At 67.8% G+C, this 15,370-nt stretch carries 18 protein-coding genes and 1 pseudogene; 8 read left to right on the top strand and 11 right to left on the bottom strand.

Features of this window, described 5'->3' with window-relative positions:
* Positions 1 to 65: pseudogene (locus tag G154_RS25905) on the bottom strand (superoxide dismutase); the annotation flags it as partial.
* A 133-nt stretch (positions 66 to 198) separates the two neighbouring features.
* Positions 199 to 354 carry a hypothetical protein gene (locus tag G154_RS26770; protein ID WP_023985009.1) on the bottom strand — a complete coding sequence of 52 codons (156 nt, stop codon included), beginning with the start codon at positions 352 to 354 and terminating at the stop codon, positions 199 to 201.
* Positions 355 to 765: 411 nt separating this feature from the next.
* Here G154_RS26770 and G154_RS08690 point away from each other — a divergent pair, with 411 nt between their 5' ends.
* From G154_RS08690 to G154_RS08680, 3 genes are read left to right on the top strand one after another with little or no spacing between them, the layout of a single operon-like run.
* Positions 766 to 1,089 (top strand): rhodanese-like domain-containing protein, encoded by a 324-nt coding sequence (locus G154_RS08690; protein ID WP_031601219.1) that lies wholly within the window; start codon positions 766 to 768, stop codon positions 1,087 to 1,089.
* Positions 1,090 to 1,098: 9 nt separating this feature from the next.
* Positions 1,099 to 2,124, top strand: coding sequence for a DUF4328 domain-containing protein (locus G154_RS08685; RefSeq protein WP_031601218.1), 1,026 nt, complete (start codon positions 1,099 to 1,101; stop codon positions 2,122 to 2,124).
* A 31-nt stretch (positions 2,125 to 2,155) separates the two neighbouring features.
* Positions 2,156 to 2,956 (top strand): glycerophosphodiester phosphodiesterase, encoded by an 801-nt coding sequence (locus G154_RS08680; protein ID WP_162269048.1) that lies wholly within the window; start codon positions 2,156 to 2,158, stop codon positions 2,954 to 2,956.
* 22 nt (positions 2,957 to 2,978) lie between these two features.
* Here G154_RS08680 and G154_RS08675 read toward each other — a convergent pair whose 3' ends face one another.
* The 4 genes from G154_RS08675 to G154_RS08660 all read right to left on the bottom strand — a co-directional run bounded on the left by G154_RS08675 (position 2,979) and on the right by G154_RS08660 (position 6,537).
* A complete protein-coding gene (locus G154_RS08675) occupies positions 2,979 to 3,524 on the bottom strand; it encodes a ferritin (protein WP_023985008.1) in 546 nt (181 codons plus the stop codon).
* Between the two features lie 118 nt (positions 3,525 to 3,642).
* Entirely contained in the window at positions 3,643 to 4,806 is a 1,164-nt protein-coding gene (locus tag G154_RS08670; protein ID WP_081649957.1) for an LCP family protein, read from the bottom strand.
* 138 nt (positions 4,807 to 4,944) lie between these two features.
* On the bottom strand, positions 4,945 to 5,712 hold the full coding sequence (locus G154_RS08665; RefSeq protein WP_019512423.1) for a CPBP family intramembrane glutamic endopeptidase: 768 nt from the start codon (positions 5,710 to 5,712) through the stop codon (positions 4,945 to 4,947).
* 18 nt (positions 5,713 to 5,730) lie between these two features.
* A complete protein-coding gene (locus G154_RS08660) occupies positions 5,731 to 6,537 on the bottom strand; it encodes a DUF2470 domain-containing protein (RefSeq protein WP_023985005.1) in 807 nt (268 codons plus the stop codon).
* A 113-nt stretch (positions 6,538 to 6,650) separates the two neighbouring features.
* Between G154_RS08660 and pheA the strand changes: the two genes are divergently transcribed.
* Entirely contained in the window at positions 6,651 to 7,565 is a 915-nt protein-coding gene (pheA, locus tag G154_RS08655) for a prephenate dehydratase (protein WP_019512425.1), read from the top strand.
* Positions 7,562 to 8,245 (top strand): histidine phosphatase family protein, encoded by a 684-nt coding sequence (locus tag G154_RS08650; protein WP_019512426.1) that lies wholly within the window; start codon positions 7,562 to 7,564, stop codon positions 8,243 to 8,245. The genes pheA and G154_RS08650 overlap by 4 nt, the downstream gene beginning before the upstream one ends.
* Here the strand turns inward: G154_RS08650 and G154_RS27070 are convergent.
* Genes G154_RS27070 through G154_RS08640 form a run of 3 tightly spaced genes read right to left on the bottom strand, consistent with a single transcriptional unit; the run spans position 8,209 to position 10,257 of the window.
* The gene (locus G154_RS27070; RefSeq protein ID WP_081649956.1) at positions 8,209 to 8,424 is read right to left on the bottom strand and encodes a hypothetical protein; all 216 of its coding nucleotides are present in this window, start codon (positions 8,422 to 8,424) and stop codon (positions 8,209 to 8,211) included. The genes G154_RS08650 and G154_RS27070 overlap by 37 nt on opposite strands.
* A 44-nt stretch (positions 8,425 to 8,468) precedes the next feature.
* A complete protein-coding gene (locus G154_RS08645) occupies positions 8,469 to 8,819 on the bottom strand; it encodes a metallopeptidase family protein (protein WP_023985004.1) in 351 nt (116 codons plus the stop codon).
* Positions 8,820 to 8,823: 4 nt separating this feature from the next.
* Positions 8,824 to 10,257 (bottom strand): septum formation family protein, encoded by a 1,434-nt coding sequence (locus G154_RS08640; protein ID WP_019512429.1) that lies wholly within the window; start codon positions 10,255 to 10,257, stop codon positions 8,824 to 8,826.
* A 113-nt stretch (positions 10,258 to 10,370) separates the two neighbouring features.
* Here G154_RS08640 and serS point away from each other — a divergent pair, with 113 nt between their 5' ends.
* Genes serS through G154_RS08625 form a run of 3 tightly spaced genes read left to right on the top strand, consistent with a single transcriptional unit; the run spans position 10,371 to position 13,432 of the window.
* Positions 10,371 to 11,624, top strand: coding sequence for a serine--tRNA ligase (gene serS / locus G154_RS08635; protein WP_019512430.1), 1,254 nt, complete (start codon positions 10,371 to 10,373; stop codon positions 11,622 to 11,624).
* Complete coding sequence (locus G154_RS08630; protein ID WP_019512431.1) at positions 11,621 to 12,424, top strand: DUF5718 family protein; 804 nt, start codon at positions 11,621 to 11,623, stop codon at positions 12,422 to 12,424. Before serS ends, G154_RS08630 begins: the two co-directional genes overlap by 4 nt.
* A 6-nt stretch (positions 12,425 to 12,430) precedes the next feature.
* Complete coding sequence (locus G154_RS08625) at positions 12,431 to 13,432, top strand: MOSC domain-containing protein (RefSeq protein ID WP_019512432.1); 1,002 nt, start codon at positions 12,431 to 12,433, stop codon at positions 13,430 to 13,432.
* On the opposite strand, the gene G154_RS08620 is transcribed toward G154_RS08625, so the two are convergent.
* Complete coding sequence (locus G154_RS08620) at positions 13,429 to 13,755, bottom strand: hypothetical protein (RefSeq protein WP_031601215.1); 327 nt, start codon at positions 13,753 to 13,755, stop codon at positions 13,429 to 13,431. The two genes, G154_RS08625 and G154_RS08620, sit on opposite strands and share 4 nt — an antisense overlap.
* A 14-nt stretch (positions 13,756 to 13,769) precedes the next feature.
* Complete coding sequence (locus G154_RS08615; protein ID WP_019512434.1) at positions 13,770 to 15,314, bottom strand: Rieske 2Fe-2S domain-containing protein; 1,545 nt, start codon at positions 15,312 to 15,314, stop codon at positions 13,770 to 13,772.
* Between the last annotated feature and the right edge of the window lie 56 nt (positions 15,315 to 15,370).

The raw sequence follows: 15,370 nt of genomic DNA, 5'->3' as shown, positions 1-15,370 counted from the left end.
CCGGAGATGTGGGGTTCCAGGGCGCCGTAGTCGTAATCGAGGTCGGGCAGGGTGTATTCAGCCACTGGGTTCCTTCCTAGTCATGGGGATCGCGGTGGAGTTCGGCGTCGGATATCTCGACAACAAGCTCGAGCTCAACCTTGCTCCATCCCTGCGCACACCGCAAGGAGCGGGTCCCCAGCACGCTCGGAAGGCGGCTCAGAACAGGACGATGGCGGCGAGTACGCCGATCAGGACGAGCGCGATGACCGCCGCCCGGATGAGGGCCACGACCTGGTTGTTGGTGTAGCGCGGCGCCGACTGCCAGTCCGACGGCGGCACCGCCGATCCTTGTCCAAACGGGTGTACTGCCATCAGACGCTCCTGACCTGCACGATCAAGCTGTCCCCCCAGTGAGATCTGTCACACGGACTGTTGTGACGCCGATCATAGACCGTGTTTGCCGCGCAGAAAAATCGGGTCTGCAGATCGCTCGGTCGCTTACCCGGGAATCAGAATCCGACAGATTGCAACCAGTCGAAAAATGCCGTCTCGGAAAGTTAGATGGCCAATATTTTTGCTCAGCGGATGTACCGCTTGTTGATCGGCGTGGGCCTTCGGGTGGGGTTTATCCACAGGCTCTGGGCGGATTCACAGCTGAGGCCGGGCTCTCACGGCGAAATCGGCCCCCAGCCTGTGGATGAATCTGTGGAAACTGTGGATAGCAAGGACATTGCTGCCGAGGAATCGATGCGCGGTCGCCCGGGCCATGCCAGCATGGTCGGCATGTCTGACGGAGATGTGCAGCAGATTGAGGTCGGCCAACTGCCGGCGGAGTTCGGAGCGGACTCCGTTTTGCTCGATGTGCGCGAGGACGACGAATGGCAGAGCGGGCACATCGCCGGCGCGCAGCACATCCCGATGGGAGATGTGCCCGCGCGGATCGATGAGATCGACCGCGACGCCACGCTCTACGTCATCTGCCACGCGGGCGGGCGGTCCCAGCGTGTGTCCCAGTATCTGGCCCGCAACGGCTTCGAGCCGATCAACGTCTCCGGCGGCATGTTGTCCTGGGTACAGGCGGGCCGTCCGGTCAGCTCGGGGTCGTAGGCTGGTCGCGTGATCCAGGTCTGTGCCCAGTGCGGGACGCGGTGGAATGTGCGCGACCGCCAGCGGACGTGGTGTCCACGCTGCCGCGGCACTCTCATGGCGCCCGGGTCCGTACCGGCAACCCCGGCACAGCCACCGCAGCCGTCCGGTCCCGGAAAACCCCCGTCCGGTTATCGCTGGATCGCGGTACGTCCAGGAGCCCCACCACCGCCGCGTCGGCGTCCCCGACCGCTGGGGCCGACCCCGCGGTACAGCGCCATCCCGCGATGGGGGCTCTACGACAGGTTCGATCAGGCTGCGGGCGCCGAGGCCACCGAGACGGGCCGTCGGGGCCCGACCCCGAGCGCGGTGCGACTGGTCGTGGTCACCACGCTCATTCTGCTCGGCGCGGCCGCGGTGCTGCACATGCTGCGGTACGCGTTGATGCTCTACAACCGCGGTGCTCTGCTCAATCCATTCGTCGCCGGCTTTGCGACGTGGGTGCCCGTGGCGGCCAGCGCGTTCGCTTTCTTCGGGGTGCTGGCCAGCGGGCTGATCCTCACCAATTGGCTGATCGCGCGGCGCGCCGCGGCGTTCGCCCACCAGGGAGCCGAGGATCCGCGCACCCCGGGTCGGCTGTGGATCGGTTGTATGGTCCCGCCGATCAACCTGGTGTTGGCCCCGGTGTACGTCGTCGAATTGGCCAGGTTGGAACGTCGACGCGGGCTACGGATCGTCAGTTGGTGGATCACATGGTTCGTCAGCTACGTCGTGTCGATCGCCTCGATCGTCACGACGACCCTCACGGTCTTCTACACCGACACCCAGCGCATCGCCGACAATACGGTCATCACCACGATCGCCTACCTCGTCGCGCTGGCCGCGTTGCTGCTGGTGTGGCAGGTGTATCAGGGCTTCGAGCGGACGCCGGTGGACCGCCCGGCGCATCGCTGGGTGATGGTCGCGACCGAGCCGCCGAAGGCCTCCGATCCCGCCGCCGAGCCGATGGAATCTGTCGCTGCGGTTGAGGCTGAAGACCGGAACCCGGCAGCATAGCGATATGACCGCGGGTGAGGCAGCCGAAGGCATGCAGACCGGACACCCGTTCGTCGTCGCCCATCGCGGCGCATCCGCGGAGCGCCCCGAGCACACCCTTGCCGCCTACGAGCTGGCATTGCAGCAGGGCGCCGACGGTGTCGAATGCGATGTCCGGCTCACCCGCGACGGGCACCTTGTCTGTGTGCATGACCGCCGGGTGGACCGCACCTCCGACGGCACCGGCCTGGTGTCGGAGATGACGCTCGCCCAGCTGCGCGAGCTGGACTTCGGTTCCTGGCACACCGGTGGCCGCGACGGTGGCGGGGATACCGGCCTGCTGACCCTGGACACGCTGCTGACGCTGGTGCTCGACAGCAAGCGGCCGGTCAAGATCTTCGTCGAGACCAAGCATCCGGTGCGCTACGGAGCGCTCGTCGAGAGCAAGGTGCTCGCGCTGCTGCATCGGTACGGCGTCGCCGCGCCGGCCTCGGCGGACCTCGCACGGGCAGTGGTGATGTCGTTTTCGGCGGCCGCGGTCTGGCGGATTCGCCGGGCGGCGCCGATGCTCCCGACGGTGTTGCTCGGCGAGACCTCGCGTTTCCTCGGCGGCAGCGCGGCCACCACGGTCGGGGCGACGGCGGTGGGGCCGTCGATTGCGACCTTGCGGGAGCATCCCGAGTTGGTGGACCGCGCCGCGGCGCAGGGACGTGCACTGTATTGCTGGACCGTCGACCATTACGAAGATGTCCGGTACTGCCGGGATCTGGAGGTGGCGTGGGTGGCCACCAATCACCCCGGCCGCACCAAGGACTGGTTGGAGAACGGACTGACCGGCGCCGGCCGAGACTGACTCACCGGACGGGAGGTAACCGTCAGAGATTGCCGCCCGCGGCCTTCGGTGCGCTCGGGTCGGCAGCGGCGGTGCTCAGCTCGCGGGCCACGAAATCCTCCAGATGGAACAGGTTCGAGCCGGCTCGCTCGGCAATCCGCACCAGAGTGGTCATCGTGGCGACCTCTTCGACCTGCTCCTTGAGGAACCACTGCATGAACTGCTCACCCAGGTAGTCGCCCTCGTCGCGGGCGACGCTGGCCAGCCGGGACACCTGTTCGGTGACGGAGCGTTCCTGCTCCAATGCCAGGCGCAGGGCCTGGGCCGGAGTCTCGAAGCTGTTGAGGACGGAGTCCACGCCGGGGATCTCGACGTCGACATCACGGTCGAGGAGGTACTGCACCAGCATCATGGCGTGATTGCGTTCCTCGACGGCCTGTCCGTAGAAGTGCGCAGCGAGCCTCGGCAGGTCGGATCCGTCGAAGTAGACGGCGATGGCGATGTACTGCTGCGACGCGGTGAATTCACTGCGGATTTGCTCACGCAGGAGGCTGTTGAACTTGGTTTCGAGTGTGGTTGCGTCGGTCATGATCACCAAGATAGCCCAGGTCAGAGGGCGTGTCACCCAAGGTGAACCTTATTCAGGTTAGCCACTCCTAAGCGCTGTGATGGCGGTTACAGGGTGGCGAAAAAGTTTGCTGGAACGGTCAGGGTTGGTCGGTGTTCAGCACGTCGGCAGGCACCGCGGCGTCGGCGGCCAGCGCCGCGAAAAGCCGCTCGGCCGCCGCACTGTCCCAGACGACGATGGACCCGACATCGCTGGTCGTGTACTCCGCGATCGGCACCGTCGTCGTGGTGGGGTCGTCCTGTAGGGCCCAGCCGAGCCGCGCCAGATCCCAGATGTGACCGTCCTTGTCGACGCTGACGGCGTCGGCCGCCGCGTCGACCATCGGGTACCAGCGCAGTGGATTGAGCAGCACGGAGGGACTGGTCGCGCGTTTCAGCAGGGCGGACATGAACGCGCGCTGGTTGATCATCCGGTCCAGATCCGCGCGCGGGGTGGCGCGGGACCGGACGAATCCCAGCGCGTTGCGGCCGTCGAGTTCCTGGCACCCGGCGGGCAGGTCGATACCGGCGAGCGGGTCGGTGATCGGCTCGGCGGGGCACATCGTCACCCCGCCGACCGCATCCACCAGCTGGGCGAATCCCCCGAAACCGACCTCGGCGTAGTGATCGAGCCTGATACCGGTGGCCTGTTCGACGGTCTGCACCAGAAGCGGTGCCCCGCCCAGCGCGTAGGCGGCATTCAATTTGTCCTGGCCGTACCCCGGTATCGAGACATAGGAGTCCCTGGGCAGCGACACCAGGGTGGGTGAGGCTCCACCGAACAGCCCGCCGATGTGCAGCAGCAGCACGGTGTCGGTGCGCCCGTTGCCGACGTCACCGCCGGTGGCCAGGGTGTTCTGCTCGTCGACCGACAGTTCCTGTCTGCTGTCCGAGCCGACCAGCAGCCAGGTGGTGCCACGACCGGCCGGTGGCCGATCGGGATAGTCGGGCAGCGCGGCGATGCGTTGCAGCGCGGAGTCCAGCCACAGCGTGCCGCCGACGGCGGCGCTGGCCAGCACGATCAGGATGGCGGCCAGGATGGCTCCCCATCGGCGGGCTCGGCGCGGGCGGCGGGTTTGCGTGACCGGTGGTGGTGGGGCGGCCGGTCGCGGGGCGGGCTGCCTGCGCACCGGGGGAGGTGGCACCGTGCGCCGCTGCGGCGGAGCCGCACGTGGGGTGGGTGGCGGAGCCGCGCGTGGGGTGGGTGGCGGAGCCGTACGTGGGGTGGGTGGCGGAGCCGCGCGTGGGGTGGGTGGCGGTGGCATGCGCGGCGGCGGCGTCGCCGGATTCGGTGGCCATGTCGGTGGCGGCCGGTGGCCTGAGCGGCGGCGGATCTCCGGCGCGGGTTCGCGCGGCGACCGGTCGGAGTTCACTCTGCGAATGTAGCGCTCACCGCGACGATCTCAGCCCAACCAATCCAGCTCGTCGGCGGCCAATGAGTAGCCGACGAAGGCCACCGCGTCGATGAGCCCGTGCGCGACGATCAACGGCCACAGCCGACCGGTTCGCAGCCAGACATAGCCGAACACCAGGCCCATGACGATATTGCCCAGCCCGGCGCTGTAGCCCTGATACAGGTGGTAGGTGCCGCGCAGCAGCGCCGAGATGACCAGCGCGACGGCGGGTGTGATGCGTAGCTGCTGCAGGCGGGTGATGAGGAAGGCCACGACGACGATCTCCTCGGCCCAGCCGTTGGCGAATGCGATGGCCAGCAGCAGCGGAATCCGCCACCAGGTGTCGTTGATCTCGGCAGGTTCGACGGCGGCGCTGAGGCCCAGCAGCCGGGCACCGATGTACAGGGCGAGCCCGGGCAGCCCGATCAATGCGGCGAGGCCGAGTCCGCCGGTCAGGTCGGGGTGTATCCGGAATCTGTCGAGTCCGATCGAGGCGGGTCCATAACCGCTGCGCCACAACAGGTATAGAGCCAGCGCGCCCCATGCTATGAGTTGCGCGAACGAGGCGATGTTGAGTCCGAGGTCGATCAGGTCGAACGGCGATCGGCGTTCGTTGAGGGTGACCGTCTGACCGCTCAGCCCCAGCAGCGCCGCCTCGATCAGGCGCAGCGACGCGGTGTACGCGCTCAACCCGAAGGTGACCGCCAGCACGACGCCGATCTCGAGGCGGATGGTGCGCGGCGGCAGATGTTCGCTCGGCAGGGACGGACCGGTCACCGCGCCAGGCTAGACGGATCAGATGCGGCGTGCGCGCAGCCCGTTGAGGAACGGGCAGCCCATCAGCACCCGGATGGCCTGGCTGAGTCCGGTCACGTCATCGACGGGTTTGGCGAACGGCAGGCGTACGTCGTGATCACCGGAGGCGTCCTCGACACGCAGCTGCACACCGTAGCGGTCCAGGCCCAACGGCCGGACCCGGCCGCTGCGCAGGGTGTGCGGCAGTCGGTCGGCCAGTCGGTCGACCACGTCGCGGTGTGCAGATTCGAGGTGGCGCAGCCAACACGATTCCAGGCCGCAGAACGGGTCGGGATCGGCCGCGAGAAGGGCGCCGAGGCCGACAGACTCCGCACCGGTCGAATCGGCCACCACGACCGATTCGATCTCCAGGCGCGCCAGCGCGTACGGGGTCTCGTCGTCACGACCACCGAGGCCGGTGTTCACCTGTAGGAGAGCGGGATTGGGATTCTCGGTGGCGATCACGTCCAACATGGGCGCGACTTCGGCGTCGGGTACCAGGAACATCCGTCCACGAATCCACACCAGCGCGCGCACCGGTTCGCGCAGGGGCAGGGGTGCGTAGTCGGTCATCTCCAGGACGGCTTGGATGCCCGCCGATCCGGCCGAGACCGCCATGCCGGTGATCAACCCGTCGGCCGGAACCGTGATGGCGAACGACCCGTCGGCGAGCAGGTGGTGCACCGGGGTGGCGATCGGCTCGATGGACGTGGGTCCGTTGAATCCCTCCACGGCCAGCATCGCCCCGCCGGCCCGTGCGCATGCGCTGCGGATCCGTTCGGCTGTGGTCGGCGCCGTCACAGTCATCTGCCACCTTCCCTTAGTGAGGTAAGCCTTACTTAACTACATATCGCCCGAACTGCGCAAGGTTTTGCTCTCGGCGTAGTGGCCGCCAACCCCCGGCCCGATAGTGTTGGGGCGTGCCACGCATCGCCTACCTCGGGCCGGAGGGGACGTTCACCGAGGCGGCCCTGCTCGCGCTGGCCGGGTCCGGCGCCATACCCGGCGATGTCGAGCCCATGCCCCAGACCAGCCCCGCCGCTGCGCTTGAGGCCGTTCGGGAAGGTGTCGCCGACTACGCCTGCGTGCCGATCGAGAACTCGATCGAGGGATCGGTGTTGCCGACGCTGGACGGTCTGGCCGTCGGCTCGCCGTTGCAGATATTCGCCGAGCACACGTTGGACGTTGCGTTCAGTATCGTCACCCGATCCGACACCTCTGTCGAGCAGATCAAGACCGTCGCGGCGTTCCCGGTGGCGGCGGCCCAGGTGCGCGGCTGGTTGTCCGCCGAGTTGCCCGACGCCCAGATCGTGCCTGCCAACTCCAACGCCGCGGCAGCCAAGGATGTCGCCGGCGGTCACGCCGATGCGGGGGTCAGCACGGCTCTGGCCGCCCGTCGCTATGGGTTGGCCGAACTCGCCGTGGGTGTGGTCGACGAGCCCAATGCGCGGACCCGCTTCGTCCTCGTCGGGCCTGCGGGCCCGCCGCCTGCCCGCACCGGCGCCGACCGGACCTCGGTGGTGCTGCGGTTGGACAACGTCCCCGGCGCGCTCGTCGCGGCGATGACCGAGCTCTCGGTCCGCGACATCGACTTGACCCGCATCGAATCACGGCCCACCCGAACCGAATTGGGCACCTACAAGTTCTTCCTGGACTGGGTGGGACACCTCGAGGACGAGGCAGTCGGCGATGCCCTCATGGCATTGCACCGGCGCTGCGCCGAGGTGCGGTTCCTGGGTTCCTGGCCCACCGGTGCCGCGGTCGGCGCCTTGCCCCCGCAGGCGGACGAGGCGGGTCGCTGGTTGGCACAACTTCGGACGGGAGGATCGGCATGACGGGGCGCCTGGTGCTGGTGCGGCACGGCCAGTCCCATGGAAACGTCGAACGCCGCCTGGACACGCGTCCGCCCGGGGCCGCGTTGACCGACCTCGGGCATCAGCAGGCGCGCAGATTCGGCCAGAGCTGGTCACACCCGGTGGGAATGGTGGCGCACTCGGTGGCGACCAGAGCCCGCGAGACCGCGGCCGGTATCGCCGCCGGACTGGAACTGCCGACCCATCAGTTCGACGGTATCCACGAGGTGCAGGTCGGCGACCTGGAGAACCGCAACGACGACGCCGCGATCGACGCGTTCGAGGCGGTGTACCGGCGTTGGCACGGCGGCGACCTCGATGTCCCGGTACCGGGCGGCGAGACCGGCAGGCAGGTGCTGGACCGGATGGTCCCGGTGCTCACGGAGCTGCGGCTGCGCCATCTCGACGACCGGCGTCGGACCGAGGACATTTTGGTGGTCAGCCATGGGGCCGCGATCCGGCTGGTGGCGGCGGCCCTGGCCGGTGTCGACCCGACATTCGCGCTGGAGAATCACCTGAGCAACACCGAATGCGTGGTGCTCAGCCCCATCACCGACGGCCGCTGGAGCTGCGTGCAGTGGGGCGCGGCGACGCCGCCGTTCACCGTGGCGGCGCAACCGGACGCTCAGGAAGCCGAGGCCGACGCGGGCCCGATGGGCTGAGCGGCGCGGTCCTCGACACATTCGCAACCGACGGCGAAGCAGTCGATGGTGAAGGTGTGCGCCACTTCCGGGCTGCGGCAATCCGGTTCCGTGCATTCCGGGCGGAGGCCGATGTGCACGATCACGGTGCCGTGGCAGTGCTCATGTTCTGCTTCGCAGTCACGACAGATCCCGCTCATCTGACCAGTGTCCCACTGCCCACCGACAGCGGGCGGTTCCCACGCTAGCCCCAGCCCAGTTCGTGCAGTCGCTCGTCGTCGATCCCGAAGTGGTGGGCCAACTCGTGGACCACCGTGATGGCCACTTCCTCGACGACCTCGTCCTCGGAGGCGCACATCTCCAGCAGCGCATCGCGATAGATCGTGATCGCATCGGGCAGGGCGCCGGCATAGGTCGAGTCACGCTCGGTCAGCGCGATGCCCTCGTAGAGGCCGAGCAGATCGGGTTCTTCGGGGTGCCGGTCGGCGACCAGGAACACCACGTTGTTGGCCGCCCTGGCCAGATCCGCGGGAATCAGGTCGAGCGCATCGGAGACGAGTTCCTCGAAACGCCGGGCGCTCATCGTTACCGGCACGCGGTCAGGGGACCGGCGGTCCGGGTGGCGGGCCGACTACGGGCTCGGGCACCACGGGCGGGGGCACGGCGCCGTCGACCGGAGCTCCCGGTGCCGGCGGCGCTCCCGGCGGCGGCGGTGCCGGCACGGGGGGACCGTTGAGGAAGGTGTTCCCGCCGGCGGGTGTCTCCGTCGCCGGAGCCTGGGTGGGCTCCTGGGTCTGCTGCCCGGGCAGGTGCTCGTTGGACTGCGTCTGGTCCGCGGTCGACCCACTGCCGGAGCCACTGCCGGACCCGCCGGAGCTGCTACCGCTGTCGCTCTGGTCGTAGGTGATCTGCGACGAGGTGTCCACCGGTGGCATCGGGATGGCCGGGATGCTCAGGCGTTCGTCGGGGATGTCCGGCGGCGGCACCGGTGGCCGGCCGTTGATCATCAGGGGCCCCTTGGCGCTGTTGAGCAATGTCGACCAGCCGCCGTTGCCCAGTGTCGCGCCGATGCTGCAGGACACCTGCCGGCTGCCCGCCGACCAACTCGGCAACGCGATGGTGCTGTAGACCAGCGTCAGGGTGGTCGTCCGCAGTTCCAGCGGTGCCAGGTATGCCTCGGTGACCCGTGCGCAGTTGTCCTTGACGAAGGTGTCCTGATCGGCCTCGGCGGGCAGGCCCTGCGGGAAGTTGTCGGCCAGGTTCACCGACCCGGTGACCTCGAGGGAGTGCGGGCCCGCACAGTCGACCGGGATGTCGGTGGGCTGGTTGGTGGCCGGATCGATGCCGAGACAGGTGCCCGCGGGCCACACCTTGGACTGGTCGATATCGGCGACCTTGCCCTGGAATGCCTGCTGCTGGTTGTTCGCGCCGGGTAGCTGCAGACCGCACAGCATGCGCCGCTCGCCGGCCTGGCGCCAGGCCTTCTCGCCCGACCACAGCAGGCTGACGGTGAACCGTCCGTTCGGGTCGAAGCGGTCGCCGAGATAACGCTGCACGGCGCTCTGGCATTGCTCTTGGCTGATCTGTTGGATGCGGGCCGGTGACGGCGGTGCGGCGTCCGGGCCGTACTCGGTGCCGGGGAAGGTCCGCATATCGACGGACTCGGCCACCTCGAAGCGATGCTCGGCGGTGCAGTCGACGATCTGGGCGGCGTCGGGGGTGCGTTCGGGCCAGTTCAGGCAGTCACCGCCCTTGGCCTTCTCGAACGTGCTGTTACTGCGCAGGCCCAGCGCACCGGTGCCGGTGTTCAATCCGGCCAGCCGGCCACCGGCGGCGGTGTCGGGAAGGACCGTGATGACGCCGGCGATCATCAGGCCGCCGAGTGCGGTGAGCAGCAACGCCCGTCGGGTCGGGCTCAGCGGGTTGCTCAGCGACAGCGCGCGGCGCCAGCGGGAATCCGATTTCGACGAGGGCTGGGCCTCGATCGGAAACGGTTCCGCGGCGGCGGGCTCGTCCTCGGGTGGGTGCGACATCGCCTCCCATTGTGACAGGCGTGTCACGACATGTGACAAGTGATGCAGTTGTAATGTTATGTGGTTGTGGCCCGCGCTTTCTGGCTGCGTACGGCGCAAGTAGGGTTACCGCCGTGATCGACCTCAAGCTGCTCCGTGACGATCCCGATCGGGTCCGTGCCTCACAGCGTGCGCGTGGGGAGGACCCGGGCCTGGTGGACGCGCTGCTGGCCGCCGACGTCGCCCGGCGCGCGGCGGTATCCGCCGCCGACACGCTGCGCGCCGATCAGAAGATAGCCAGCAAGTCGGTGGGCAAGGCCTCTGCGGAGGAACGGCCCGCGCTGTTGGCCCGCGCCAAGGAGCTGGCCGACGAGGTCAAGTCCGCCGAGGCCGCCCAGGCGGAGACGGAGGCGGCGTTCACCGCCGCCCACATGGCGGTCTCGAACATCATCGTCGACGGGGTGCCCGCCGGCGGTGAGGACGATTTCGTGGTCCTCGACACCGTGGGAACACCCGCCGAGATCGAAAGCCCTCGCGATCACCTCGAGCTGGGTGAGGCGCTGGGGCTGATCGACATGGAACGCGGCGCCAAGGTATCGGGCTCGCGGTTCTACTTCCTGACCGGCCGCGGCGCCCTCCTACAGCTGGGTCTGCTGCAGTTGGCGGTCCGGCTGGCCACCGAGAACGGTTTCACGCTGATGATCCCTCCGGTGCTGGTGCGGCCGGAGGTCATGGCGGGCACCGGGTTCCTGGGCTCGCACGCCGACGAGATCTACCACCTCGACGATGACGATCTCTATCTGGTCGGCACCTCGGAGGTGCCGCTGGCCGGCTATCACAGCGACGAGATCCTGGACCTCTCCGACGGTCCCAAGCGTTACGCGGGCTGGTCATCGTGTTTCCGCCGGGAAGCCGGCAGCTACGGCAAGGACACCCGAGGCATCATCCGGGTGCACCAGTTCGACAAGGTCGAGGCGTTCGTCTACTGCCGCCCCGAGGATGCCGAAGCCGAGCATCAGCGGCTGTTGGGCTGGCAGCGGGAGATGCTGGCGGCCATCGAGGTGCCCTACCGGGTGATCGACGTCGCCGCCGGCGACCTGGGCTCGTCCGCGGCGCGCAAATACGACTGTGAGGCATGGGTTCCCACCCAGAGCACCTACCGCGAGCTGACCTCGACATCGAATTGTTCGACGTTCCAGGCCCGCCGGCTGTCGACCCGCTACCGCGACGAGAACGGCAAACCGCAGATCGCCGCGACCCTGAACGGCACACTGGCGACAACGCGCTGGCTGGTGGCGATCCTGGAGAATCACCAGCAGGCCGACGGCAGTGTCCGGGTGCCCCCGGCGCTGGTGCCCTACGTAGGTACGGAGGTACTGACACCGTGATCGACATCGATATCGAGGAGCTGCGCTCGTGGTTCGGCTTCGGGGTGGCGGGCAACTTCGCCGGGCATCTCGAACAAGCCGGCGAGGCAGTCGATTTCGCGAATGTGCAGAGCCACGGCGCCGCGCCCAAGGGGATCTTCCCGTGGTACGCCCCGGGGGCCGACGGTTTCCTCGGTGAGTTCCCGCTCTCGCACGACTCCATCACATTGCCGGCCAGCGACGAACCGCTGAACCTGCAGATCGAGCCCGAGGTGGGCCTGGCCTGTCGGGTGCACTGGAACGGCGACACCGTCGCCAGTCTGGAACCGTTCGCGCTCGGCGCGTTCAACGACTGCTCGATCCGACGCCCCGGTGCCCGCAAGATCAGCGACAAGAAGAACTGGGGCCCGGCATCCAAGGGTGTGGCGCGGCGGTTCTACGACATCAGTGATCTCACCCCCGACGGTCCCACAGCCACCCTGCGGTTGGTGTGCTTCCTACGCGGTGCCGACGGTCAGGAGCGGGAGTACGGAGTCGACAGCCCGCTGCTGGGCTACTCCTATTACGGCGAGGTCCTGCTGGACTGGATCACCGAACGGCTGGCCAACCAGAAGGGTTCGGAGGACACCCCGCTGGAGGACGTCGGCGCGCTCATGGTGGCCTCCGGACATCCGGAGAACGTGCTGATCGGCATCGGGGCCACCAAGTACACCGCGCTGGGTGAGTCGACGTACCTGACCGCGGGTGATCAGGCCGTGGTGCGCGTCTATGACACCGCGTCCGACGCCGTATCCGAACTGCGCCAGACGGTTTCGGGATAGGTCGCGGTGACCGTCCAGCCCGCTGCGCCCAAAGTGGCCGAGCTGTGGCGCTTTCCGGTCAAGTCGATGGGCGGCTGCCAGGTGGATCGAGTGGCCGTCGACGCGCGCGGCGTGCATGCCGACCGATTGTGGGCCGTCCGCGATGTCGACAAGGGCGTGACGGCGTCGGCCCGTCGCATCCCCGCGCTGTTGGGTTGCACCGCACGCTATCTCGCCGAGCCGGATGAGCAGGCCGGCCCCGGCCGTGTCCCCGCGGTGGCCGTGACCTTTCCCGACGGGCGCGAGCTGACCAGCGACGATCCGGGGATCCACGCGGCACTCTCGGAGCTGGCGGGTCGCCGGGTTCGGTTGACCGCCCTTCCGCCGGTCGGGGATACCAGTGCCCACCGGATGAAGATGGTCGATTCGCTGGACAACTATCGTCCCGAGCAGGTGCGCAAGGATTTCGGGCTCGCCGACGGTGAACCGCTGCCGGACACCTCGGTGTTCCCGGCCAAAGACATCATCACCCTGGCCCGCTACTCCACGCCGCCGGGCACCTTCGTCGACCTCGCCCCGCTGCATCTGATGAGCACCGCCAGTCTGCGGAACCTCACCGTCGGTGCCGAGGTGCTCGATGTGCGCAGGTTCCGTCCGAACGTGCTGATCGACCTCGCCGGCAAGGAACGCTCGTTCCCCGAATCTGACTGGGTGGGTGGCGAACTGAGCATCGGATCGGCCCGGCTCAAGGTGACCATGCCGACCATCCGGTGTGTCGTGCCGACCCGTCCGCAACCCGGTATCGAACTGGACAGGACCATCACCCGGGCGCTGGCCGAGCGCACCGACCGATTCCTCGGGGTGTACATCGACGTGCGGACTCCCGGTGTGCTGAGCGTCGGCGACGAGGTGCGCGTGCGAGCCGCCGAACCGCCCACTGCGGTGCAGCGGGCGACCATGAGTGTCACCCGGTCGGCCACCAGGGCCGGGCAGTGGCTGCTGGAGCAGACGGTGATGCGGGTGCGCTAGCCGCCGAGCAGTTCGTCGAGGATGCTGACGAACTCGCCCGGGCGCAACGGTGTGAACGCCGGCGCGGGTTGGGTGCCCGGCACATCCAGGATCACCAGGGTGGACTTGATGGGTCGCCAGATGTCCAGCGGCATCCACCGACGCGGGTCGGTGCTTCCCCAGATCCGGAAACGCTCGGTGATGAGGCCGAGGGATTCGGCCCGGTAGGAGCGCACGGCCCGCAGCGGGATCACCTTCGAGGTTCCCGACGGGAAGTGGTAGCGCCGCAAGGTGATCGCCTGACGATCCAGCAGCACCATGCCGTCGTCGTAGACCGGGGACACCGACTGCGGCGCGGTCATAACCGCGCGGTTCGCAGGGGGTGGCCCTTGGCGGTCAGGCAGCGGCCGCTCTCCAGGTTCCACTGCCAGCCGTGCAGATTGCAGGTCAGCGTGTTGCCCTCGATCACACCGAACTTGGACAGATCGGCCTTGAGGTGCGGGCAGCGCCGCTGGATCTCCCAGCCCGCAAGGGTGGTCGAGGCGCTGTCATCGTGCGCCTCGGCGAACCAACCGTCGGCGTAGGCGATGCGCTCATCGGTGAGGCATTTGAAGAATGTGTACAGATACTCGTTGTATCCGCCGACCCGCCACGCCTGGAACCGGGTGGACAGGAAGATCGTGTTCACCCAGTCCGGTTCGTTGTCGCGGACGACGGTGCGCACCAGCTCCGGTGCGATCGCGAATCCGTAACGGAATTTCTCGTCCGGAATCGCTTCGCGCACAGCACGTTTGGGGAAATCGATCACTACGGTCTCCGGGCCGATGCGCAGTTCCACCGGATAGCCGATGCCGTCGCAGATCTGATCGGAAGCCAGCATGATCGGCTCGAACAGCGCGCGCAACGGTTCCAGCAGCGGCTCGCCCTCGGCCGGCGCCCAGGACGCCTTCTCTGCCGCCAGAACGGGGGCCTGGCGCTGGGCGTAGGCCTCGATGTAGTCGGCCTTGCCAGTGGTGAACACCGACTCGGGATCGTCGATGGGGTGGGTCAACGAATTCAGTTCCGAGCCGGTGAAATCGGCTGTCGAGCCGGGAACCATCAGCAGGCCGCCGTTGTGTCCGTGGCTCTTCATCTGGTCGAGGAAGACCATCTGGTCGGGGAAGATGTTGGCGGGATCGCCATGGTCGTCGTTGAGATCGCGCAGTTCCGGGTCCAGGAAGCACGGCGGCCCGGCCGAGGGCACCACCCAGCTGGCTCCCACCTGTGCGATGTACTGGCGACAACGATCCATCTGCCGCTGTCGTTTCTGGACGCCGAAGGCCTCCTTGGCGCGTGCGGGCATGTCGTAGACCATCGGGTACCAGATGGCCCCGGAGTACTGCAGCATGTGCACGTCGATGTGGCCGAATTCGGACACCAGGACATCCAGGTCGATGGGCCGGGCGTCGTTCATGTTGAAAGCGGTCGTGGTGCCGTCGGATACCACCAGACCGGAGTCGCCGATCGGGCCGTCGGCAGGTGCCCGCAGCGCGATGATCATCACGTCGAGGTCACCCTTGGGACCGCTGACGCGGTGTTTGACCGAGTCGGTGGTCTCGAAGAAGGTGTGAAAGCCCAGGGCTTCGAGCTCCCGGCGCAGATCCGGCACCGGGTAGTCGGGCAGCAGCACGGTGGCGTCCTTGTTGACGTGCGCGCGCAACAAGGCCGGATCGAAGTGGTCCTTGTGCAGATGGCTGACGTAGAGATAGTCGCAGTCGCCGAGGGTGTCCCAGTCCAGGCCGGAGTTGTCCGGGAAGGGAAACCACGAGGCGAAATAGGCGGGGTTGACCCAGGGGTCGCACAGGATGCTGCCTGCCTCCGTCTCGATCCGGAAACCGGCGTGTCCGATGCTTGTGACCTGCACGTATAGCCCCTTTGGTGGTCTGTTGCCCGATGACGAGTTTACCGCCAGCGCGGATG

It is taken from the genome of Mycobacterium sp. VKM Ac-1816D (genome assembly GCF_000416385.1).
Lineage (GTDB): Bacteria > Actinomycetota > Actinomycetes > Mycobacteriales > Mycobacteriaceae > Mycobacterium > Mycobacterium neoaurum_A.
The sequence above is the reverse complement of the archived record's forward strand: the minus strand, read 5'-3'. Positions and strand labels throughout refer to the sequence as shown.